We start from the raw sequence: 16,685 nt of genomic DNA on the forward strand, positions 1-16,685 counted from the left end.
TGATCAGACAGCTCATGAACTGGTCTCACGGCTGATTATAATTTGCAAGCATTCTTGACTTGTCACTATATATAATTCGGATGATAGTAGGGCAATGATGTCAAGCGCGATTGATAAAATGATGGATGTTCGGGCCCTCGAGGCCTTCGAGGCGGCCATGTCCTGCGGCTCGATGACGGCCGCCGCAAAGCAGCTGAATATCGCGCAACCGACGGTGACCCGTCTGGTAAAAGAGCTCGAGGCCGAGGTCGGGTTCGATCTGTTCCACCGTAATGGCCCGCGGATCACGCCTACCGATAAAGGACTGAAATTTCACGAAGAAGCCCGCCGCGTGCTGGGCGGCCTCAAACTGATCCGCGACCGCGCCGAAGCGATCCGCAGCGAACGGCAGGAAGCTCTGGACATTGCCGCCACGCCCACGATGGCGGGCGGTCTGGTGGCGCCTGCGCTGCAGCTTCTGGCCGAAGACCTGCCGCAGGATGTCGATCTGCAGACCATGACTGCCGATCATGTGGTCGAGGCGCTTCGCAACCGCACCGCCGATCTGGGCATCGCGGGCTTTCCGCTCGATGCCACGGGCCTCGTGGCCCATGTGCTGTGCGAGAGCACGCTTGTGGTGGCCCTGTCCGACAGGGCAGCCCGCGCCTATCCCGATGGCCGGTTCCCGCTACGCGATCTTGCAGGCAAGCGGTTGATATCCGCCGGAAACCGCTACCGGCTACGCCCCCTTATCGACGCCGCGATGCAGGCCGCCGGTATCCGCCCCTCGGGCTCGATTACTTCCAATTCCTCGCTCAATGCGATCATGGCCGCGCGGGCCGAACTGGGCGTGGCCATCATCGATCCGGTCACCGCCTACGGCATTCCGGTCAAGGGCACGACGATCCTGCCGCTCGACACACCGATTCCCTATCTCTGGGGCCTGTTCAGCGACAGCCATCGCGTGACCACCCCCGCCCAGACGCGCTTTGCCGAGATGTTCCGGCAGGTATGCGCCGATCTCATCCCCGATTGCCGCTTTCCCAACCCTTCCGAAAACGACGCCATCGCCCAGACCTCTAGGATGTTGCCATGACCTCCCCCATCGGGCTGCCTGCCCTCGAAGCCGATCTTGCCCGCCAGAAGACGCTGCTGAACCTTCCGCCCAGGGCATGGATGCCGCGGACGGATGGCGTTCTGGATGTGGCGATTATCGGGGCGGGGCTTTGCGGGCTGGTGGCCAATCTGGCGCTCTCGATGGAGGGTATTTCCAATGTGCGCCTGTTCGACCGCGCGCCCGCACATCTCGAAGGGCCGTGGATAACCTATGCCCGCATGGAAACCCTGCGCACCGTCAAGGAGGCTGCAGGCCCCGCGATGGGCATTCCGGCGCTGACATTTCGCGCGTGGTTCGAGGCACAATGGGGCTTCGACGCGTGGGAGGCCATGCATCTTGCCCCGCGCGGGATGTGGATGGATTACCTGATCTGGTATCGCAAGATGACCGGCGCGGATGTGCTCAATGACTGCGATGTCACGGCGATCACCCCCGAGGGCGATCTGTTCCGTCTGACCACCTCGCAGGGCACATTCATGGCACGCCGCGTGGTGCTGGCAACGGGGCTCGATGCGCTTGGCGCGCCCCGTCTGCCTGCCGTCGCGCAGGGGCTCCCCAACGGCAAGGTCTATCACTCTGCGGATATGTTCGACACCCAGAGCCTGAAGGGCAAGCGGGTGATCGTGGTTGGCGCCGGTGCCTCGGCGATGGATAACGCCGCCACCGCTCTCGAGGAAGGCTGTGCAAGGATGGACCTTCTGGTCCGCCGCCCCGCCATTCCGGTGATCGACAAATTTACCGGCACCGGATCGCGTGGCATGACCGCAGGCTATGTCGGCCTGCCCGATGATGTGAAATGGCAGATCATGGACGAGGGAGACCGCTTCCCTGTGCCGCCGCCCAAACATTCGGTCGAGCGGGTCGCGCGCCATCCGAACGCGCATCTGCATGTGGGCGCGGCCGTGCTGGCTGTGGAGGAGACCGCAGAGGGCATCCGTGTCACCACCCCCAATGGTGCGATCGAGGCGGATGTCGCGATCTTTGCCACAGGCTTCACCATCGATCTCGACGCCCGTCCCGAGCTGGCGGCCTTCGCCGGCCGGTATAGGACATGGGGCGATGTGGTGGGGCCCGAGCGCGCCGCTACCAATCAGGGCCTTGCCTCGCATCCCTATCTGGCGCGTGATTTCTCCTTTATCGAGAAGGCTGGGGGCAGCTGCCCCTCGCTCAAGCGCCTGACCTGCTTTGCCTATCCGGCGGTGCCCAGCCACGGCAAGGTCACCTCGGGCGTGCCCTCGGCCTCCGAGGGCGCGCGGCGTCTGGCCTCGGGGCTCGTGCAATCGCTCTTTGCCGAGGATGCCCAGATCCATCTCGACCGTTTCCGCGATTACGACACGCCCGACATGACGGGCGAAGAATGGCTGCCCGCCGATCTTACACCGACTGCCTGAGAGGATACCCAAGTGACCGATACGTCCCTCCATTCCCGTTCCATCGTCATCGACGCCCTGCAATGCTCCGATTTCAATCGCGAGATCCTGATCGAGGCGCAAAAGGGGGGCGTGACCGCAATCTCGGCCTCTTCCGTTTTGTGGGAAGATTTCCGCGGCGGCATGGACTATGTCATCATGTGGAAGCAGAAACTGGCAGAGAATGCCGATATCGCCATGCCCATCAAGACACTGGCCGATATCGAACGTGCCAAGGCCGAAGGCAAGGTCGGCATCATCTTTGGCTGGCAGAACACCTCTCCGGTGGAAGACAGGCTGGACTATTTCGGGATCTTCAAAGATCTCGGCGTCAATATCATGCAGCTGACCTATAACACGCAGAACTTTTTCGGCGCGGGCTATCTGGAAGAGAAAGACAGCGGGCTGACCGGCTTTGGCCGCGAGGCGGTGGATGCGATGAACGAGGCAGGGATCATGATCGATCTCAGCCATGTGGGCATCCAGACGTCGCTTGATACCATCGCCTATTCCAAAAAGCCGGTCGCGGTGACCCATTGCCTGCCGCGCGGCCTGCGTGATGTGCCGCGCAACAAGCCCGACGAGGTCTTCAAGGCCTGCGCCGATAAGGGCGGTGTCATCGGCACCTCGCTCTTTGCGCCGGGTCTGGCGGCGGGCAATGATGCAAGTGTCAAGGATGTGATCGACGCGATGGAATATACGATGGATCTGGTGGGCGAGGACCATGTCGCCATCGGCACCGATTTCAACCATAACCGCGCCCGTCCCGGCCCGTGGCTTCTCTGGGCCAACAAGGACAAGGGCACGGGGCGCACGCTGACCGAATTCGGCTCTGCCAAGATCACCAAGCCCGAGGGCATCCGCCGCAATGACGAATTCCCGAACCTCACCGCCGAGATGCAATCGCGCGGCTGGCCGGAGGAGCGGATCACCAAGATCCTCGGGGCCAACTGGCTGCGGATGTTCGCCCAGACCTGGGGCTGAGACCCTGAGACAAAAACGGCGGGAGATATCTCCCGCCGTTTGTCATTCCACCTCTGCTCACCCCTCGAGCGGCACGAACCTAGCGGTCGCCGGATCGGCGCTATATCGCGCGACCATCGAAGCCGCGTCCTTTGACAGCTGCGTCACCGCATCGATGATGCGGGTCAGATCCTCCTCGTCATGGCACCAGCTCAGATCGAGCCGCGTCCAGCCGGGCTTGGCCAGTTCCTCGCCCGCCTGCAGCCGTGCCAGCAGCGCCTCGGAGGCCGCACGATCAATCTCCAGCAGACGGTGCGCATAGGGGCCCGCGCAGGCACAGCCGCCCCGCGCCTGAATGCCGAACCGGTCCGACAGCATCCGCGTGATCAGCTGCGGGTGGATCTGCTTGCCAGCCTCATCGAACATCTGGAAAGAGAAGATCGGCAGCGCGGCCGCCTCCGGTTTGCCAAGGATTTTAAGTCCCTTCAGGTCGCGCCATGCCTCCAGTGCACGGGCGCGCAGGACCACCTCGCGGTCATGCAGCCGCTCGGTGCCGATGGCCGTTTTCACCATCAGCGCGAGGGCCGCGCGGATATCGCCGATCACATTGGGCGTGCCCGCTTCCTCACGCGCCTCGACGCGCCCCGAATAGACCTGCGTCCAGGGCGAAACGAAAGATACCGTGCCACCCCCCGGCGCGGCAGGCACCTGACGTGCCACGATGGTGTCGCGGATCAGCGCGACGCCGGTGCCGCCCGGACCGCCGGCGAATTTATGCGGCGAGAAGATGATCGCATCGATCGGCGCGCCTTCCAGATCCATCCGCATCGCCAGATGCGGCGCACCACAGGCATAATCCCAGATCGACAGCGCACCATGCGCCTTGAGGAGTTTGGTCACCGCCGTCACATCGGTGAGCTGGCCTGTCACATTCGACGCCGCCGAGAAACTGCCAACGATCAGATCGGTCCCTTTGGCCGCCACAAGACGCGCCTCCAGATCGTCCATATCGACCCCGCCACAGACGGCCTCCCCGATCTCGATCACCTCCGCCCCGCTTTCGCGCCAGGGCAGGATATTCGAGTGATGCTCGTAAGGCCCGATCAGCACCGTCACCTTCTCGCCCGCCGCGCGCCGTGCAGGGATGTCCAACAGCCCGATCACACGGGTGATTGCCCCCGTGGCCCCCGATCCGGCAAAGAGCACATGACAATCGGGGCCACAGCCACAGGTTTGCGCGATGATCTCGCGCGCCTCGGCCCGCATCCGTGTGATCACGCGACCGCAATGCGAGGCCTCGGTATGGGAGTTGGAATAGATCGGCAGGATCTCGGTCATCACGAACGCCTCCACCTGACGCAACGCGCGACCGGACGCGATATGATCGGCATAGAGCATCGATTGCGTGCCAAAGGCCGTCTCGAACGCCATGCCCCGCCCGATCAGCCCCTCACGGAGCCATTCGATGATATCGGGACGGTCGAGTGAGGCCTGGAAACGCTGGAGCGCGGTAAGAGCAGTCATGGGGAGGATCCGTTGTTGATTTCCCTAACCCTACGCCGCGACTTTCGCGGATTTTCACCAAATTGATTGCTTGGCAGTATATAGTTTGGGTCATATGATCGAAAAATGGAAAAGAATCTCGATCATATCGACCGTCGCATCCTTGCCGCGCTCCAGCGTAACTCGAACCGTTCGCAGCGCGAGCTGGCCGATGAGGTCGGTCTGTCGCAAAACGCGCTCTGGCGGCGGCTGAAGCTGCTGGAAGAGGCCGAGGTCATCACCGGATACACGGCCCGCATCGACCGCGCGGCGGTGGGCATGGGGCTGGTGACATTCTCGATGATCCGCACGCGGCACCATTCGGGGGACTGGCTCAAACGCTTCCGCCAGCATCTGCACACCATCCCCGAGGTCGTGGGCTTCTACCGCATCAGCGGCGATTACGACTATATGCTGAAGATCGTGAGCGAGGATATCCGCGCGTTCGACGCCGTCTACCAGCGCATCACCGAGAAAATCGAGCTCGATACCGTCACCTCCTATTTCTCGATGGAGGCAATTATAGATGACGGGCCCCTACCGCTGTAAGGGCCCGTTCTGTCGGGAAAAAATCAGTCGATATCGAAGACGACGCTCTGCGCCAGAGGCAGCTCCTTGGAGTAGTTGATCGTATTGGTCGCGCGGCGCATATAGGCGCGCCACGCATCCGAGCCGCTCTCGCGCCCGCCGCCGGTTTCCTTCTCGCCCCCGAAAGCGCCCCCGATCTCGGCCCCCGAGGTGCCGATATTCACATTGGCGATGCCACAATCCGAGCCCCGTGCCGAGAGGAACATCTCCATCTCGCGCAGATCGGTGGTGAAGATCGACGAGGACAGCCCGCCCCCCACATCGTTATGCGTCTCGAGCACCTCGTCGAAATCGCTGTATTTCATGACATAGAGGATCGGCGCGAAGGTCTCGCGTTTGACCGGACCCGCCTGCTCGGGCATCTCGACCAGCGCGGGTTTCACATAATAGGCCGCATCCGGCCCCACCTGTTCACGCGCGCCGCCATGTACCACGCCGCCCATCTGGCGGGCTTCCTCCAGAGCGGCAACCATACCGTCATAGGCGGCCTTGTCGATCAGCGGCCCGACAAGGGCGGCCGTCTCCAGCGGGTTACCCACGGTGACCGAGGCATAGGCCTTTTTAAGCGCGGGCACGAGCTGGTCATAGATGCTCTCATGCACGAAAAGACGGCGCATCGTGGTGCAGCGCTGGCCTGCCGTGCCCATCGCACCAAAGGCAATCGCGCGCAGCGCCATGTCCAGATCCGCCGAGGGGCAGACGATGCCCGCGTTATTCCCGCCAAGTTCGAGGATACATTTGCCAAAGCGCGCCGCCACTTTCGGCCCCACGATCCGCCCCATGCGGGTCGATCCGGTGGCCGAGATCAGCGCGACCTTCTCGTGATCCACGATCACCTCGCCCAGTTCCGGTCCGCCCACCAGCACCTGCGACAGCCCCTCGGGCGCATCGGCGCCGAAGCGGGCCAATGCACGCTCGAATACGGCCTGACAGGCAAGGGCCGTCAGCGGCGTCTTCTCGGAGGGTTTCCAGATGACGGGATCGCCACAGACAATCGCCAGCGCGGTGTTCCAGCACCATGGCGCACAGGGGAAGTTGAAGGCGGTAATCACACCCACCACGCCCAGCGGGTGCCATGTCTCCATCATACGGTGGCCGGGACGTTCGGTGGCGATGGTCAGACCGTAAAGCTGGCGCGAGAGACCCACGGCGAAATCGCAGATATCGATCATCTCCTGCACTTCGCCCAAGCCTTCGGAAGGCGATTTGCCCGCCTCGATCGAGACCATGCGCCCGAGATCGGCCTTGGCCTTGCGCAGCTCCTCGCCGTAGAGCCGGATCAGCTCGCCACGGCGCGGAGCGGGCACCATGCGCCATTTGCGGAAGGCTGCCTGCGCTCCGGCCACCATCGCCTGCGCCTCGTCCACCGTATGGGGATTCAGGGTGGCCACCACCTCACCCGTCACTGGCGAGATCACATCCATTCCTGCCGCATCGAGCGCGACCTGCGCGCCGCAGGCCTCCATGGTCTCGCGGGTGATGGTCGAAAGGGGTTTGCTCAGCATGGTCATGTCCTTCGCGTTGGCTCCGAAAGCCCGATTTGCCAGAACCCTAGCGGCTTGTCCCAGCCCTGCCCAGCAAACAATCGGACTACCCCCATTCCGCCCGCGCATGGCGCCTTGAGGGAAGACCTTCGCCCGCAGAGCTGCTAGATCTGGCCCGAGACCGGAGGAATCCCCTATGATCGAGCGCCGCAACCTGCCGGATATGAAGATGCTTCAGACCTTCGAGGCCGCCGCCCGCCACGGCAATTTCACCCGTGCCGCCGAGGAGCTTGCCCTGACCCAGAGCGCGGTCAGCCGGCAGATCCGCGACCTGGAGGCGCAGATCGGGTTCGGGCTCTTCGAGCGGGTGCCCGGACGGGTGGTGACCACACAAGAGGGACGCCGTTTCCTCCATGAGGTGGAGCGGCTTCTGGCCATGGCGGAGACCACCATGCGCCACGCGCGCGCGGGCCCTCCCGACCACCAGATCCTTGCCATCAATGCACTGCCCACCTTTGCCGAACGCTGGCTCCTGCCGCGGCTCGACGGCTATCTGGCGACCCATCCGCAGACCCGTTTCGACATCACGACCCGCCGCGGGATTTTCGATTTCACAACCACGCAATGCGATCTGGCCATCCATTACGGCCAGCCGCTCTGGCCAGGGGCGGTCTGCACCTATCTGTGTAGCGAGATCGTTCTGCCCGTCGCGGGCGGGGCGCTGCGCAAGGGCGGCCACGTCACAGTCGGCGATCTGGCCTCCGCGCCCAAGCTGCATGTCAGCGAGCGACCGAGCCTCTGGGCGGACTGGTTTGCCACGATGGGCTCGGACGAAAAACCGCAGAACGGGCACTGGTTCGACCAGTTCTCGCTGACAATCGAGGCGGCAAAAGCCGGTCTGGGCTACGCGCTCCTGCCGCGCTACCTGATCGAAGCCGAGCTTGCCTCGGGCGAATTGACAGTGGTGCTCGAGGCTCCACATTCGACCGACCAGGGCTATTATATCGTGACACCCGAGGGCCGCAGCCAAGCGGTGGAGACCTTCCGCGACTGGCTTCTGTCACAGGTCAGCTTCCGGCCGCTGGCCCGCGATGGTCAATCTTCAATCATAGGATGAATTACGCCCTATAACCCTCTGGTATTGTGCACTAACCTTCTCGCCTTAGATCGGCCAGAACCTCCCTCACCGCGGCCCGTCCCGCCCGGGTCGCGCCCACGGTCGAGGCACTCGGACCATAGCCCAGAAGATGCAGGCGCGGATGTCCCTCCACCTGCGTCGCCAGCCGTCCCGTCATGGTAATGCCGCCTTGCGCGTTGAACAGCCCGAGCCCTGCCAGATGCCCGAGCGCGTTGCCGAACCCCGTCGACCAGATCACCGCATCCGCCCTATGGGCCGTTCCATCGGGCAGGATCACCGCCTCTTCCGTCATCTCGGTGAACATGGGCTTCGGGTCCAGCACCCCGCGGCTCCGCGCGCGTTCGAGCACCTCCGAGGGCGGCAGGCCGGTGGCCGAGACCAGCGATCCGGGCGGCAGCCCTGCCCGCACCCGTGCCTCGACCCGGGCCACCGCTGCGCGGCCATGTTCGGGCAGGAACGGGCCCTCATGGTAGCGCGGCGCGCTTCGGGTCGCCCAGTAGCAATGTGCCACCTGCGAGACCTCCTCAAGGATCTGGATCGCCGAGATCCCGGCCCCGACCACCACCACCTCCATCCCGCGAAACGGCGCCGCGTCGCGATAGCCCTGCGCATGGATCTGCAGACCCGTAAACCGCTCCGCCCCCGTGATCGCGGGCCTGTAGGGCGCGTCCCATGTGCCTGTCGCATTCAACACCGCCCGCGTTGAAATCCGCCCCCGATCCGTCTCCACGAGATAGCGCCCGCCTCGCAAGCTGACCTGCCGGACAGAGACGGGCCGATGCACCGGCAGGCCGAACCGCGCCTCATACTGGTGGAAATACTGCGGCACGGCATGCGCCGCCTTGATTTCGGGGCTGTTCTCCAGCCCGAGGCTCTCGGCCAGACCGAACCCGCCCGGCAAGTCATGCACCCCGTTGACCGTGCTGAGTGTCAGCGAGGGCCAGCGGAACTGCCACGCCCCGCCCGCTTCCGGTGCATGATCGAGGATCGTGAAATCGCGATCGGGCCGGAGCCCCGCCTCGCGCAGATAATAGCCCGCCGACAGCCCCGCCTGCCCGCCGCCGATCACGACGACGTCGAGTCTGGGAATGGCGCGCGGCTGGGTTGGGCGTATGCTTTCCATATCCGGACTATGGGCCGGATCCGCCGCTGCACCAATCCGGCAGGCAAACAGAGCGTGCTTGGCCCAAACGCACAGGCGCCAGACATTCTGCGGACGCGAACATGCCCCTGTCTTGCCAAAGCCGGTGGCCATCCGCTGCGGTTTTCTCTAGCGTCGCGACTGTCTGATCAGGAGCCCCGTCATGAGTTTTGCCCCCGATGCCTTCCGCCACCATCCGGGATTGGCCGACAAGATCCGCGATCCGGCGGTGAGTTTCTTCCGCGATCTCGATATGGCCGAGATCGACCGGATCTGGGCCGAAGCCGGAGAGCAATCCAACCCGCGCTATGACGATGCGACCCGCGAGGCGATGCGCCACGAGGCACTGGCGCCCTATCGCGGCAAGGATCTGTGGGTCTTTGCCTATGGCTCGTTGATGTGGGATCCGGCGGTCTATTTTGCCGAGGTCCGGCGAGCGCGGCTCGAGGGATACCGGCGCAGCTTCTGTCTGGTGGACCGCTCGGGCGCGCGCGGCACGGCGGAGGCACCGGGTCTGATGGCCGCGCTGGATCACGGGCCCTATTGCGACGGTTTGGTGTTCCGTCTGGCCGCCGAGACGGCGGATCGCGAATCCGAGATCATCTGGCGGCGCGAAATGATGGCGCCATGCTACAAGGCTGTTTTTGCCCCTGTGGAGACCGCGCAGGGTCAGGTGGAGGCGCTTTGTTTTGTGGCCGATCCCGAGGCCGCCATGATCGAGACCGACATCTCGCATCACGACCAACTGCGCTATCTGGTAACCGGCACGGGGCGGCTCGGTAGCAGCCGCGAGTATCTGGCCAATGTGCTGGCGGGATGTCACGAGCTGGGCATTGCCGATCCGGCCCTCGAGGCGCTCCTGCGCGAGGTGGACGGGCTGCGCGAGATGCGGCCCTAACGGGCGGCAGATCCCAATCCGGCAGTAGCATCGTGATCTGCCCTGTCGGCCACACCCCCTGCGCCTCCGCATCGATGACAGTATCAACCTAATCCTGAAAGACGATCTGCGGCACCCGATGCGCGGAACGGAAAGGCTGCGTGCAGGTGGCGCCCGCTCCCCACAAGAGCCCGTAGAAAACGCCGACTGAACATTGCCTTGTGACATCAAGCCTGATGAACAGGCCCTCCCGCATCCGGTCTCTCTCTCGTTCCAAAATCTCGGCGCCAGATCATCGGTCGCGCCCCCCGCAAACAGAAATCCGTCGAAAAGACTGCAGGATCAGTCACATGGCAACCCGCTCAGGCGCGTCCGGGCATAGATCGCTCGCCCGTAACGCCGCCATAAGAGCCTCGGGATCGATGGCCTTGCAGGTGCCGCCCCCTTCAGGGCGGGCAATCGCCACATCCTCGGCGGCCAGCATCGCGTTGAGCACCGCCTCCTCCACCGCCTCTACCGCGGCCAGATAGACCGGATCGAGGAGCTCGTCATTGAGGCTCACCATCTGCCGCCACGGGCCCGAGAGCTGCGGCAGATCCATCTCGTTAGCGGTCGAGAAGGCAAGGAAAATATCGCCGGAATTGTTACCCCCCGGGGTGCCGCCGCGCCCGATGCCAATCGACGCCCGCCGCGCGATGCGCTCAAGCTGCCCCGATTGCAGCGGAATATCGGTGGCCAGCACCACGATGATGGAGCCCCGCTCGGCCTTCATTCCGGGGATACGGTGTTCGGAGAACTGTCCCCCCACCTTCTGGCCCGCGACCGTCAGCCATGGTCGCAGCCCGTGATTGGCCTGCACCAATGCGCCCAATGTAAAGCTCTGCCCATCCAGCGTGATCCGCCGCGACGAGGTGCCGGTGCCGCCCTTGAACTCGTAGCAGATCATCCCTGCCCCGCCGCCGGTATTGCCCTCGGCCACAGGGCCCGTGCGGGCGGCATCGATTGCCTGACGGGCATGCGCTTCGGTGACGTGCATCCCGTTGATATCGTTAAGAATACCGTCATAGGTCTCGCCCACCACCGGCAGCGCCCAGAGATGGTTGTTTTCCCAAATATCGGCATAGGTCTCGATCATCCAGCGGGTCGCGGCCTGATGGGCCGCACCCACCGCATGGGAATTGGTGATCAGGATCGGCCCGCAAAGCCAGCCGCCATCGCGCACCCAATGCGCGCCCGTCATCTCGCCATTGCCATTGAGGCTGAACTGCCCCGCCCAGACCGGTTTCGGCTGCGCATCCCGCCCGCGGGGCAGGATCGCGGTAACGCCGGTCTGCACCGGAATGCCGCGCGTGGCCAGCGACGGATCGCGCGACGAAAGGAGCTCCATCGTCCCCACCTCGACCCCTGCCACATCGGTAATAGCATTGAGCGGGCCGGTCTCTCCCCCAAGGGCGATCCCGAGATCGCGGGCGCGTTTCTTGTCAGTCATGGGTCAGGTCTTTCGGGAGCGGATATAGAGGCCGATGCCCGCCACGATCACCGTGAACAGGAGCATCAGGGTCGCGATGGCGTTGATCTCGGGTTTGATCCCGCGCCGCAGCATGCCCCAGATATGGATCGGCAGGGTGGTATTACCGGTGCCGGCGATGAAATAGGTGATCACCAGATCATCCATCGAGATGATGAAGGCCAGAAGCCCGCCGCCCATCACACCGGGCGCAATGGCCGGCAAGGTCACCTTGCGGAAGGTCTGGGCGGGGGTGGCGCCCAGATCGGCCGAGGCCTCCTCGATGGCCGGATCATATTGCGCAAGCCGCGCCGAGACGGTCACGAAGACGTAGGAGATCAGGAAGGTGCACTGGCCAAGGATGATCGTCACGACCGAGAGATTGATCCCGATAATGATGAAGAAGATCAGAAGCGCGATGCCCAGCACGATATCGGGCATAACCATCGGCACCATCATCAGCATCCGGTAGAACCCCGCCAGCCGGAACCGGTAGCGCGCCACCGCCAGCGCAAGCGCCGTGCCGAAGACGGTCGAGATCACGGAGGTCGAGAAAGCGACGATCAGCGAGGTGCGGATCGAGGCGTAGAGCTGGTCGGTGCTGTCGATATAGGTGGAGCTGTCCGAGAGCGCGGTCTTGATGCCGAAAAGCTCGCGATACCAGTCAAGCGTGAAGCCGCTCCAGATCATCATATTGACCGGATTGGCGTTGAAGGAAAACACCACGACCAGCAGGATCGGCGCATAGATGAAGACGAAGAAGGCGATGCCGTAAAGCGTCAGATAGGGGCGTTTCATGCGCGGCCCTCCCTACGGCCAAGCCGTAACTGCACGACCAAAAGCACCAGCACGGCGGCCATCACCAGCATTGCCAGCGCCGAGCCGAAAGGCCAGTTGCGTGCCGACAGGAACTGCTGCTCGATCAGGTTGCCGATCATCACGACCTTCGCGCCGCCCAGAACCGAGGGCACGATGAAATTGCCCAAGGCAGGGATGAAGACAAGGATCGCCCCGCCCAATATCCCGGGGAATGTGGCAGGCAGGATCACCTTGCGGAAGGTTTGCAGGCGCGTGGCCCCCAGATCGGCAGAAGCCTCGATCTGGGCGGGGTCCAGCCGTTCAAGCGCACCGTAAAGCGGCAGAAACATGAAGGGGATGAACACATAGGTCATGCCAAGGATCACCGCGAAATCGGTATAGAGCAGCTCGAGGGGCGCATCGATCAGCCCCAGTGCCATCATGCCCTGATTGAGAAATCCGGTAGGTCGCAGGATCAGCACCCATGCAAAGAGTCGCACGATCAGGCTGACGAAAAACGGCAGCGTGACCAGAAACATCGCCAGATTGCGCGTGGTGGGGCGCATTCGCGAGATCCAGAACGCCGCCGGATAACTGACAACCAGTGTCGAGAGCACCGTCAGCGCCGCCAGTTCCAGCGAGCGGGCGAAGATCTGCAGATAGACGGGGTCGAATTTCTCGTATTTCGTATCGGCCCAGCCGAGGATGCGCCCGTAATTGAGATGGAAGAAGCTCCATTCCACCCCGCCATAAAGACCGGGCATCAGGAAACTGTAGACGAGCATGATGACGAGCGGACAGAAGAAGAAAAACAGCAGGAAGGCGGTGGGCACCGACAGGAGCCCGAAAAGCTGGACACGCTTGCGCAGGGCCAGTTTCATCGCGCCACCTCATCGATCAGATGCAGATCGCCCAGAGAAGCATAAAGCCGGATGGTGGCGCCCTGTTCGGGCACCCAACCGCCCGCGCGCAGGAGTGCGTGCAGCGGGCCGAAAGACGCGGTCTCCAGCGTGATCTGGCGATCCTTGCCGGTATAGGCCTCCGCGGTCACAATGCCATCGAAGGTCAGATGCGGGCCCTCGGGCGGGGTCAGATGCAGCGCCTCGGGGCGCAGCATGGCGGTTGCCTCGGCCCCTTTATGCGGGCTGGCAAAGCGCTGGCCATCCGCCAGCTCCGCTTGCCCGCCCGCGATACGCACGGGCATCAGGTTGCTCTCGCCAAGGAAGCGCGCGGTGAAGAGGTTCTCGGGGCGGCGGTAGAGTGCGGCAGGCGTGCCCAGCTGCTGGATCTGCCCGCCTGCCAGAACGGCGATCCGGTCGGACATGGACAGCGCCTCTTCCTGATCATGGGTGACAAAGATGAACCCGATCCCCAGCTCGCGCTGGATCGATTTCAGCTCCTGCTGCATCTTCTGGCGCAAGTTCTTGTCAAGCGCCGAGAGCGGCTCGTCGAGCAAAAGCAGCTTGGGCTTGCCCGCCAAGGCCCGCGCCAGAGCCACCCGCTGCTGTTGGCCGCCCGACAGCTGCGAGATCGACCGTTTCTCCAGCCCCGAAAGGCCTACCAGATCAAGCATCTCGCCCACACGCCTCTTGATCGTGGCGCGGTTTTCACCTGCGATTTCCAGCGCATAGCCAACATTTCGGCCCACCGACATATGCTCGAACAGCGCGTATTTCTGGAACACGGTATTGACGGGGCGCTGATAGGCGGGCCAGTCCGTCATCGCGGTGCCATCGATCAGGATATCGCCCGCATCAAGGCTCTCGAAGCCCGAGACCATCCGCAAAAGCGTGGTCTTGCCACAGCCCGAGGGACCCAGAAGCGTGACAAATTCGGCCGAGGCGAGTTTGAGAGACACCTTGTCAAGCGCGATCAGCGTGCCGCCTTCGGGTGTGCGGAAGCTCTTGCTGGCGTTGAAGATTTCCAGAGGTGCAGCCATGGTCGTCCAGTCTTTCCGGCCCGTAAAAACAAAAAGGGGCCGTCAGGTATTAGGGGGTGGGGGAGGCCCCGAAGGGCCTCCCCCGTCACTCGTTACTGTGCGGTTTTGATCCGCGTCCACTCACTATTATACAGCTGCAGGTCGCGCCCCAGATCCTCGAAGATCTGGAGTTTGTCCAGGACGTCCTGCGGCGGGTAGATGGTCTTGTTATCGGCGATCTCCTTGGGGATCAGCGCCTGTGCCGGTGTGTTGGGCGTGCCGTTCATCTGCTGCTCGACATTGAGCGCGGCAATCTCGGGCTTGAGGTAGAATTTCAGGAATTTCACGGCATTGTCGAAATTGGGCGCCGTTTTCAGCACGCAGATATCTTCCTGATACATGGTCGCGCCTTCTTCGGGGATGATATAGCCCAGCGTGTCGGGATGCTCGTTCACGAAGATATTCGCCCCCACATACCATTGGGCTGCCGCCACATCGCCCGAGGTGACCAGCGGGATCGAGTCATAGGAGAAGGCCGAAATGCCCTTCTTATGCGCAATAATATAATCGGCGGCTTTCTCGACCTCGGCCTCGTCGGTGGAGTTGACCGAGGTGCCGTTCATGATGTGACCGACACCGATCACCTCACGCAGATCGTCGAGCATGATGATCTTCTTGCCCGCATCGCCGAGCGCGAAGAAATCCTTCCAGCCGGTGATATCGCCTGCCAGCGCCTTGTTATAGACGATGCCCACATTGCCAAAGGCATAGGGCAGGCAGAATTTGCCCTCGGGGTCGGTCTTGGCGCGCAGGAATTGCGGATCGATATTGGCGAAGGCGGGATCCTCGTTGATATCGGTCTCGGCCAGAAGATCCAGGTGGGACATGATGTCCTGCATATGGACCGAGGGGAAGACGATGTCATAGCCCGTAGCCCCCGCCTGGATTTTGGCCAGCATCTCCTCGTTCGAGCCATAGGTATCGAGGCTGACCTCGATCCCCGTCTCTTCGGTGAATTTCTCCAGAACCGCCGGATTAATGTAATCGCCCCAGTTATAGAGCGCGAGTTTCCCTTCGGCCTGCGCGCCCAGCGGGGTCAGGGCAAGCACGGCCCCGAGCGCAAGATATTTCATCGTCATTCATTTCTCCCCGTCAGGCATGACGTGTTTTTCTTGTGCTCTCAGGGTGGTTGTTTACTGTCATTTTCGTCAAACGTTAGTTTTCTGTCATGCAGAGGTTCTCCATGCCAATCGGGTTTTCCTCCTTTTCCGATGCCCCTCTCGACGAGTTGGCGCGCAAAATTGAAGCAGGCATGGCCGATCTGCCCAAACAGGAAGCAAAAGTTGCACAATATATCCTCCTGAACCTCGCCTCGATTCCCCTCGAGACGGGGCAATCCATCGCCTCCAAGGCCGGCGTTGCCGAAATTACCGTGGGGCGGATGCTGCGCCGGTTCGATTGCGCGGGGATGAAAGAGTTCAAGGCGCTGTTGCGCCAGCGCTATTCGGTCAGTGGCGAGGTGATGGGCCGCAAGAAGACAGAACTCTCGCGCGACTGGCAGGAGCAGCTGACCGTCGAGATGCACGGGGTGCAGATGGTCTATGACCAGATGGAGACCCCCGCTTTCACGCAGGCGCGCGATCTTCTTGCGGGATCGGGAGAGGTCTATGTGACCGGTTTCCAGACCATCCGCGGTCTGGCCGAGGATTGCGCCCGCAGGCTGGCTCTGGCGCGCGACAATGTCCGGTTTCTCTCGGGACATGACTCGATGCTGTCGGAATGGATCGCGCCGGTTCCGGAGGCCGGAAGCTGTCTGATGATGTTCGATGTAATCCCCTATGCTGCCGAGGCCGAAATGATCGCGCGGATTGCCAAGGATCGGGGGGCGGGCGTGGTTCTGATCACCGATGAATACTGCCATTGGGCACAGGGACTAGCCGATGCGGTGATCAATGCGCCCTCGAAAACGGGGCTGTTTCTGGAATCCACGCTCGGGCTGCATGCGGCGGCGAGCCTTCTGGTCCATGCCACCGCCGAGGCGGGAGGGGCGGATGTCGCCGGACGGATGCAGGCATGGAAGCGGATGTCGCACCGGCTGAAGCTGTTCTAGCGCCGCGTTCAGGGTTAAAATACAGCGCATTTTACCGATCAGGCTGATTATCCACGCGACAGAAGAGATCCTTAACAGACGCTCCCTAGCATCGGTCCCGATAAATACATGGGT

The 16,685-nt window shown here is 62.8% G+C and carries 15 protein-coding genes; 7 read left to right on the plus strand and 8 right to left on the minus strand.

The window, feature by feature from the left end:
- Window positions 1-118 precede the first annotated feature (118 nt).
- From VSX56_RS11525 to VSX56_RS11535, 3 genes are read left to right on the plus strand one after another with little or no spacing between them, the layout of a single operon-like run.
- Window positions 119-1,075: a LysR family transcriptional regulator gene (locus tag VSX56_RS11525; RefSeq protein WP_350937213.1), complete on the plus strand. Its 957-nt coding sequence runs from the start codon at window positions 119-121 to the stop codon at window positions 1,073-1,075.
- On the plus strand, window positions 1,072-2,487 hold the full coding sequence (locus VSX56_RS11530) for an NAD(P)-binding domain-containing protein (RefSeq protein ID WP_350937216.1): 1,416 nt from the start codon (window positions 1,072-1,074) through the stop codon (window positions 2,485-2,487). Before VSX56_RS11525 ends, VSX56_RS11530 begins: the two co-directional genes overlap by 4 nt.
- 12 nt (window positions 2,488-2,499) lie before the next feature.
- Window positions 2,500-3,489, plus strand: a complete 990-nt coding sequence (locus VSX56_RS11535) for a membrane dipeptidase (protein ID WP_350937218.1) — start codon at window positions 2,500-2,502, stop codon at window positions 3,487-3,489.
- Between the two features lie 57 nt (window positions 3,490-3,546).
- On the opposite strand, the gene VSX56_RS11540 is transcribed toward VSX56_RS11535, so the two are convergent.
- Window positions 3,547-4,992 carry an aminotransferase class V-fold PLP-dependent enzyme gene (locus VSX56_RS11540; RefSeq protein ID WP_339115472.1) on the minus strand — a complete coding sequence of 482 codons (1,446 nt, stop codon included), beginning with the start codon at window positions 4,990-4,992 and terminating at the stop codon, window positions 3,547-3,549.
- 105 nt (window positions 4,993-5,097) lie between these two features.
- On the opposite strand from VSX56_RS11540, the gene VSX56_RS11545 reads away from it, so the two are divergent.
- Window positions 5,098-5,559: an Lrp/AsnC family transcriptional regulator gene (locus VSX56_RS11545; protein ID WP_339115471.1), complete on the plus strand. Its 462-nt coding sequence runs from the start codon at window positions 5,098-5,100 to the stop codon at window positions 5,557-5,559.
- 23 nt (window positions 5,560-5,582) lie between these two features.
- Here VSX56_RS11545 and amaB read toward each other — a convergent pair whose 3' ends face one another.
- Complete coding sequence (amaB, locus tag VSX56_RS11550; RefSeq protein ID WP_350937221.1) at window positions 5,583-7,103, minus strand: L-piperidine-6-carboxylate dehydrogenase; 1,521 nt, start codon at window positions 7,101-7,103, stop codon at window positions 5,583-5,585.
- 175 nt (window positions 7,104-7,278) lie between these two features.
- Between amaB and VSX56_RS11555 the strand changes: the two genes are divergently transcribed.
- The gene (locus VSX56_RS11555; RefSeq protein ID WP_350937223.1) at window positions 7,279-8,199 is read left to right on the plus strand and encodes a LysR family transcriptional regulator; all 921 of its coding nucleotides are present in this window, start codon (window positions 7,279-7,281) and stop codon (window positions 8,197-8,199) included.
- A 31-nt stretch (window positions 8,200-8,230) separates the two neighbouring features.
- Here VSX56_RS11555 and VSX56_RS11560 read toward each other — a convergent pair whose 3' ends face one another.
- A complete protein-coding gene (locus VSX56_RS11560; protein ID WP_350937225.1) occupies window positions 8,231-9,343 on the minus strand; it encodes an NAD(P)-binding domain-containing protein in 1,113 nt (370 codons plus the stop codon).
- Window positions 9,344-9,524: 181 nt separating this feature from the next.
- Between VSX56_RS11560 and VSX56_RS11565 the strand changes: the two genes are divergently transcribed.
- Window positions 9,525-10,259, plus strand: a complete 735-nt coding sequence (locus VSX56_RS11565; RefSeq protein WP_350937227.1) for a gamma-glutamylcyclotransferase — start codon at window positions 9,525-9,527, stop codon at window positions 10,257-10,259.
- A 325-nt stretch (window positions 10,260-10,584) separates the two neighbouring features.
- Here VSX56_RS11565 and VSX56_RS11570 read toward each other — a convergent pair whose 3' ends face one another.
- The 5 genes from VSX56_RS11570 to VSX56_RS11590 form a co-directional block, all read right to left on the minus strand.
- Entirely contained in the window at window positions 10,585-11,727 is a 1,143-nt protein-coding gene (locus VSX56_RS11570) for a DmpA family aminopeptidase (protein WP_350937229.1), read from the minus strand.
- 3 nt (window positions 11,728-11,730) lie between these two features.
- Window positions 11,731-12,543 carry an ABC transporter permease gene (locus tag VSX56_RS11575; RefSeq protein ID WP_350937231.1) on the minus strand — a complete coding sequence of 271 codons (813 nt, stop codon included), beginning with the start codon at window positions 12,541-12,543 and terminating at the stop codon, window positions 11,731-11,733.
- Window positions 12,540-13,424 (minus strand): ABC transporter permease, encoded by an 885-nt coding sequence (locus VSX56_RS11580; RefSeq protein WP_350937233.1) that lies wholly within the window; start codon window positions 13,422-13,424, stop codon window positions 12,540-12,542. The genes VSX56_RS11575 and VSX56_RS11580 overlap by 4 nt, the downstream gene beginning before the upstream one ends.
- Window positions 13,421-14,482 (minus strand): ABC transporter ATP-binding protein, encoded by a 1,062-nt coding sequence (locus VSX56_RS11585; RefSeq protein WP_350937235.1) that lies wholly within the window; start codon window positions 14,480-14,482, stop codon window positions 13,421-13,423. Before VSX56_RS11585 ends, VSX56_RS11580 begins: the two co-directional genes overlap by 4 nt.
- A gap of 92 nt (window positions 14,483-14,574) precedes the next feature.
- Window positions 14,575-15,600, minus strand: a complete 1,026-nt coding sequence (locus VSX56_RS11590; protein WP_350937237.1) for an ABC transporter substrate-binding protein — start codon at window positions 15,598-15,600, stop codon at window positions 14,575-14,577.
- Window positions 15,601-15,704: 104 nt separating this feature from the next.
- On the opposite strand from VSX56_RS11590, the gene VSX56_RS11595 reads away from it, so the two are divergent.
- On the plus strand, window positions 15,705-16,571 hold the full coding sequence (locus VSX56_RS11595; protein ID WP_349294976.1) for a MurR/RpiR family transcriptional regulator: 867 nt from the start codon (window positions 15,705-15,707) through the stop codon (window positions 16,569-16,571).
- Window positions 16,572-16,685: the final 114 nt, after the last annotated feature.

Origin of the sequence: Thioclava kandeliae, assembly GCF_040297545.1 — a bacterium.
Lineage (GTDB): Bacteria > Pseudomonadota > Alphaproteobacteria > Rhodobacterales > Rhodobacteraceae > Thioclava > Thioclava kandeliae.

Excerpts from the sequence above, each read along its gene's own strand:
- VSX56_RS11545 (WP_339115471.1), top strand. The coding sequence starts at position 5,098 with ATGGAAAAGAATCTCGATCATATCGACCGTCGCATCCTTGCCGCGCTC.
- VSX56_RS11555 (WP_350937223.1), top strand. The coding sequence starts at position 7,279 with ATGATCGAGCGCCGCAACCTGCCGGATATGAAGATGCTTCAGACCTTC.
- VSX56_RS11540 (WP_339115472.1), bottom strand. The coding sequence starts at position 4,992 with ATGACTGCTCTTACCGCGCTCCAGCGTTTCCAGGCCTCACTCGACCGT.
- VSX56_RS11580 (WP_350937233.1), bottom strand. The coding sequence starts at position 13,424 with ATGAAACTGGCCCTGCGCAAGCGTGTCCAGCTTTTCGGGCTCCTGTCG.
- amaB (WP_350937221.1), bottom strand. The coding sequence starts at position 7,103 with ATGCTGAGCAAACCCCTTTCGACCATCACCCGCGAGACCATGGAGGCC.
- VSX56_RS11525 (WP_350937213.1), top strand. The coding sequence starts at position 119 with ATGATGGATGTTCGGGCCCTCGAGGCCTTCGAGGCGGCCATGTCCTGC.
- VSX56_RS11585 (WP_350937235.1), bottom strand. The coding sequence starts at position 14,482 with ATGGCTGCACCTCTGGAAATCTTCAACGCCAGCAAGAGCTTCCGCACA.
- VSX56_RS11565 (WP_350937227.1), top strand. The coding sequence starts at position 9,525 with ATGAGTTTTGCCCCCGATGCCTTCCGCCACCATCCGGGATTGGCCGAC.
- VSX56_RS11590 (WP_350937237.1), bottom strand. The coding sequence starts at position 15,600 with ATGACGATGAAATATCTTGCGCTCGGGGCCGTGCTTGCCCTGACCCCG.
- VSX56_RS11575 (WP_350937231.1), bottom strand. The coding sequence starts at position 12,543 with ATGAAACGCCCCTATCTGACGCTTTACGGCATCGCCTTCTTCGTCTTC.
- VSX56_RS11560 (WP_350937225.1), bottom strand. The coding sequence starts at position 9,343 with ATGGAAAGCATACGCCCAACCCAGCCGCGCGCCATTCCCAGACTCGAC.
- VSX56_RS11530 (WP_350937216.1), top strand. The coding sequence starts at position 1,072 with ATGACCTCCCCCATCGGGCTGCCTGCCCTCGAAGCCGATCTTGCCCGC.
- VSX56_RS11570 (WP_350937229.1), bottom strand. The coding sequence starts at position 11,727 with ATGACTGACAAGAAACGCGCCCGCGATCTCGGGATCGCCCTTGGGGGA.
- VSX56_RS11595 (WP_349294976.1), top strand. The coding sequence starts at position 15,705 with ATGCCAATCGGGTTTTCCTCCTTTTCCGATGCCCCTCTCGACGAGTTG.